Source organism: Limnobacter olei (assembly GCF_029087225.1).
Taxonomy (GTDB): domain Bacteria; phylum Pseudomonadota; class Gammaproteobacteria; order Burkholderiales; family Burkholderiaceae_B; genus Limnobacter; species Limnobacter olei.
This window is the reverse complement of sequence record NZ_JARFJD010000048.1, coordinates 1-5481: the sequence shown is the minus strand read 5'-3', so window position 1 is coordinate 5481 and position 5481 is coordinate 1. Positions and strand designations below refer to the sequence as shown.

Sequence of the window (5481 nt, the reverse complement as noted above, 5' to 3'; positions counted from 1 at the left end):
CACACCCAGCCTATCAACGTCGTGGTCTTCAACGGCCCTTCAGGAGGATCAAGTCCTCAGGGAAATCTTATCTTAAGGCAAGTTTCACGCTTAGATGCTTTCAGCGTTTATCTCTTCCGTATTTAGCTACCCGGCAATGCCACTGGCGTGACAACCGGTACACCAGAGATACGTCCATTCCGGTCCTCTCGTACTAGGAACAGCCCCCTTCAAATTTCCAACGCCCACGGCAGATAGGGACCAAACTGTCTCACGACGTTTTAAACCCAGCTCACGTACCTCTTTAAATGGCGAACAGCCATACCCTTGGGACCGGCTACAGCCCCAGGATGAGATGAGCCGACATCGAGGTGCCAAACACCGCCGTCGATGTGAACTCTTGGGCGGTATCAGCCTGTTATCCCCAGAGTACCTTTTATCCGTTGAGCGATGGCCCTTCCATACAGAACCACCGGATCACTATGTCCTGCTTTCGCACCTGCTCGACTTGTCAGTCTCGCAGTCAAGCACGCTTATGCCATTGCACTATCAGTACGATGTCCGACCGTACTTAGCGTACCTTCGAGCTCCTCCGTTACTCTTTAGGAGGAGACCGCCCCAGTCAAACTGCCCACCATGCACGGTCCCCGACCCAGATAATGGGTCAAGGTTAGAACCTCAAACAGATCAGGGTGGTATTTCAAGGATGGCTCCATGAGAACTGGCGTTCCCACTTCAAAGCCTCCCACCTATCCTACACAAACCGGTTCAAAGTCCAATGCAAAGCTACAGTAAAGGTTCATGGGGTCTTTCCGTCTAGCCGCGGGGAGATTGCATCATCACAAACACTTCAACTTCGCTGAGTCTCAGGAGGAGACAGTGTGGCCATCGTTACGCCATTCGTGCAGGTCGGAACTTACCCGACAAGGAATTTCGCTACCTTAGGACCGTTATAGTTACGGCCGCCGTTTACTGGGACTTCAGTCAAGAGCTTGCACCCCATCATTTAATCTTCCAGCACCGGGCAGGCGTCACTCCCTATACGTCCACTTTCGTGTTTGCAGAGAGCTGTGTTTTTATTAAACAGTCGCAGCCACCATTTTATTGCAACCCCTTCGTCCTTCCATTGTTCATGGTCAAACTACAAGGGCGTACCTTCTCCCGAAGTTACGGTACCAATTTGCCGAGTTCCTTCTCCTGAGTTCTCTCAAGCGCCTTAGAATACTCATCCCGCCCACCTGTGTCGGTTTGCGGTACGGTCAACGTGTAACTGAAGCTTAGAGGCTTTTCTTGGGACCACTTCCAATGGGTTCGTAGCCGTAGCTACTTCCCCCCACACCCTTGAGTATATGACAGCCGGATTTGCCTAACTGTCCTCTATGATGCAGGGACCAGGATATCCAACACCTGGACCACTTTCCACGATCCGTCCCCCCATCGCATTACACGTCGGTGCAGGAATATTAACCTGCTTCCCATCGACTACGCATTTCTGCCTCGCCTTAGGGGCCGACTAACCCTACGCCGATGAACGTTGCGTAGGAAACCTTGGGCTTACGGCGACAGAGCCTTTCACTCTGTTTATCGCTACTCATGTCAGCATTCGCACTTCTGATACCTCCAGCATGCTTTACAACACACCTTCGCAGGCTTACAGAACGCTCCCCTACCACATACACTTACGTGTACATCCGCAGCTTCGGTTATCTGCTTAGCCCCGTTACATCTTCCGCGCAGGACGACTCGATCAGTGAGCTATTACGCTTTCTTTAAAGGGTGGCTGCTTCTAAGCCAACCTCCTGACTGTTTTAGCCTTCCCACTTCGTTTTCCACTTAGCAGATATTAGGGACCTTAGCTGGCGGTCTGGGTTGTTTCCCTCTTGACACCGGACGTTAGCACCCGATGTCTGTCTCCCGAGATTGCACTTACAGGTATTCGGAGTTTGCCATGGTTTGGTAAGTCGCGATGACCCCCTAGCCATAACAGTGCTCTACCCCCTGTAGTGAGACTCGAGGCACTACCTAAATAGTTTTCGGGGAGAACCAGCTATTTCCAGATTTGTTTAGCCTTTCACCCCTATCCACAGCTCATCCCCTAACTTTTCAACGTTAGTGGGTTCGGTCCTCCAGTTGGTGTTACCCAACCTTCAACCTGGCCATGGATAGATCATCTGGTTTCGGGTCTACACCCAGCGACTAGACGCCCTATTCGGACTCGCTTTCGCTACGCCTTCCCTACTCGGTTAAGCTTGCCACTGAATGTAAGTCGCTGACCCATTATACAAAAGGTACGCCGTCACGGAACAAGTCCGCTCCGACTGTTTGTATGCACACGGTTTCAGGATCTATTTCACTCCCCTCCCGGGGTTCTTTTCGCCTTTCCCTCACGGTACTAGTTCACTATCGGTCAGTCATGAGTATTTAGCCTTGGAGGATGGTCCCCCCATGTTCAGACAGGGTTTCTCGTGCCCCGCCCTACTTGTCGTACGCCTAGTTCCACAATCGAGTTTTCACATACAGGGCTATCACCTTCTATGGCCGGACTTTCAAGACCGTTTTGTTAACTCAAATGCTAAATCGTACAGGCTGATCCAATTTCGCTCGCCACTACTCTCGGAATCTCGGTTGATTTCTTTTCCTCTGGGTACTTAGATGTTTCAGTTCTCCAGGTTCGCCTCGCACAGCTATGTATTCACTGTGCGATACCCCTAAAAGGGTGGGTTTCCCCATTCGGACATCTACGGCTCAAAGCTTGTTTGCCAGCTCCCCGTAGCTTTTCGCAGGCTACCACGTCCTTCATCGCCTATGACTGCCAAGGCATCCACCATGTGCACTTATTCGCTTGACTCTATAGCGTTAAGCCCTGCTTCAAGTTACTCACCTGAAACAACACTGTAATCACCATAAAAAGCAAAGTAGTTTGTGTGTATTCTAAATTTCAAGCGCCGGTGCGTATTAGGAACAATACACACCCACTTCTTGAGAAGAACGATGATGCAATCGCATCAATCAAAATATCTACACCTTCGTTAAAAGGAGTATCTATCTCGATATCTCATCATTTCCAAATTGTTAAAGAACAAGTCCAGATCCTGAAGATCTGGCGACTCTTACAGCCAAATGAATAAACACAACTTTGCGCTTATTCATTTGACCGCAAACCGGCGCAAACTCTTGCACCCCTTGCCTAACCGCTAACAGCCAATCTTTTATTCAAAGACCATCTATCTACACACTCGATACAAACCCAACCCAACTTAAAAGCAACCCAGGCAGCGCACAAAAAACTTGGTGGAGGTGAACGGGATCGAACCGATGACCCCCTGCTTGCAAAGCAGGTGCTCTCCCAGCTGAGCTACACCCCCAGGTGTTTTACAACAACTTCAAACCAATGGTGGGTCTGGATGGGCTCGAACCATCGACCCCCGCCTTATCAAGACGGTGCTCTAACCAACTGAGCTACAGACCCCGTAAACTTTTCAGCCCCAGGGCCCTGACCTCTAAACAGTTCTTTCGTCCTGCACCTAAAGGCCCTCTCTTCTTGCTGCTTGTATCTTCGCGTCTAAACAAACCGATAAGTGTGAGCACTAAAACCAAACAAATTCAAGACTTGAATCTACTTCTCTTTCTCTAGAAAGGAGGTGATCCAGCCGCACCTTCCGATACGGCTACCTTGTTACGACTTCACCCCAGTCATGAATCCTACCGTGGTGACCGTCCTCCTTGCGGTTAGACTAGCCACTTCTGGTAGAACCCACTCCCATGGTGTGACGGGCGGTGTGTACAAGACCCGGGAACGTATTCACCGCGGCATTCTGATCCGCGATTACTAGCGATTCCGACTTCACGCAGTCGAGTTGCAGACTGCGATCCGGACTACGATCGGTTTTCTGGGATTGGCTCCACCTCGCGGCTTGGCAACCCTCTGTACCGACCATTGTATGACGTGTGAAGCCCTACCCATAAGGGCCATGAGGACTTGACGTCATCCCCACCTTCCTCCGGTTTGTCACCGGCAGTCTCATTAGAGTGCCCTTTCGTAGCAACTAATGACAAGGGTTGCGCTCGTTGCGGGACTTAACCCAACATCTCACGACACGAGCTGACGACAGCCATGCAGCACCTGTGTGCAGGTTCTCTTTCGAGCACCAATCCATCTCTGGAAAGTTCCTGCCATGTCAAGGGTAGGTAAGGTTTTTCGCGTTGCATCGAATTAATCCACATCATCCACCGCTTGTGCGGGTCCCCGTCAATTCCTTTGAGTTTTAACCTTGCGGCCGTACTCCCCAGGCGGTCAACTTCACGCGTTAGCTACGTTACCAAGGAAGTAAATCCCCAACAACTAGTTGACATCGTTTAGGGCGTGGACTACCAGGGTATCTAATCCTGTTTGCTCCCCACGCTTTCGTGCATGAGCGTCAGTGTTATCCCAGGGGGCTGCCTTCGCCATTGGTGTTCCTCCACATATCTACGCATTTCACTGCTACACGTGGAATTCCACCCCCCTCTGACACACTCTAGTCGTGCAGTCACAAATGCAATTCCCAGGTTAAGCCCGGGGATTTCACACCTGTCTTACACAACCGCCTGCGCACGCTTTACGCCCAGTAATTCCGATTAACGCTTGCACCCTACGTATTACCGCGGCTGCTGGCACGTAGTTAGCCGGTGCTTATTCTTCAGGTACCGTCATCCCCCTAGGGTATTAGCCCAAAGGATTTCTTCCCTGACAAAAGTGCTTTACAACCCGAAGGCCTTCTTCGCACACGCGGCATTGCTGGATCAGGGTTTCCCCCATTGTCCAAAATTCCCCACTGCTGCCTCCCGTAGGAGTCTGGGCCGTGTCTCAGTCCCAGTGTGGCTGATCGTCCTCTCAGACCAGCTACTGATCGTCGCCTTGGTAGGCCTTTACCCTACCAACTAGCTAATCAGCCATCGGCCGCTCCAATAACGTGAGGTCTTGCGATCCCCCACTTTCCCCCTCAGGGCGTATGCGGTATTAATCCGGCTTTCGCCGAGCTATCCCCCATTACTGGGCACGTTCCGATGTATTACTCACCCGTTCGCCACTCGTCAGCATCCGAAGACCTGTTACCGTTCGACTTGCATGTGTAAGGCATGCCGCCAGCGTTCAATCTGAGCCAGGATCAAACTCTTCAGTTTAATCTCTGCAAAATTTACTAAACTCGACGGAGTAGATGTTTATAAAAGCCTTGACAGCTTTCACATTCATTTACTTTATTCCGTGAGCACTAACTCTGAATCGTGATTCAAAGTCATTCTTTTTGAGAAAAGAACAAACCTTAAACCCATCTGGTCAGTGCCCACACTTATCGGCTGTTAACTTGTTAAAGATCGCTTCGAAATTTCTGCTATCCTCACCGCTCTTCAAAACTACTTAAAACCTTGAAGAACCGCTTGTTTGCTTCGTTTCGTGCTGCTTGTCGTGCAGCAGAGAAACGAGATTATGCACATCATCTTTCCACCTGTCAAACACTTTTG

2 tRNA genes and 2 rRNA genes are annotated in these 5481 nt (G+C 50.5%); all 4 read right to left on the bottom strand.

Features of this window, described 5'->3' with window-relative positions:
* A 23S ribosomal RNA gene (locus PY990_RS16210) occupies window positions 1-2827 on the bottom strand; the annotation flags it as partial.
* Between the two features lie 441 nt (window positions 2828-3268).
* Window positions 3269-3344, bottom strand: a tRNA-Ala gene (locus PY990_RS16205).
* Between the two features lie 27 nt (window positions 3345-3371).
* Window positions 3372-3448, bottom strand: a tRNA-Ile gene (locus PY990_RS16200).
* 165 nt (window positions 3449-3613) lie between these two features.
* Window positions 3614-5142, bottom strand: a 16S ribosomal RNA gene (locus tag PY990_RS16195).
* Window positions 5143-5481 lie beyond the last annotated feature (339 nt).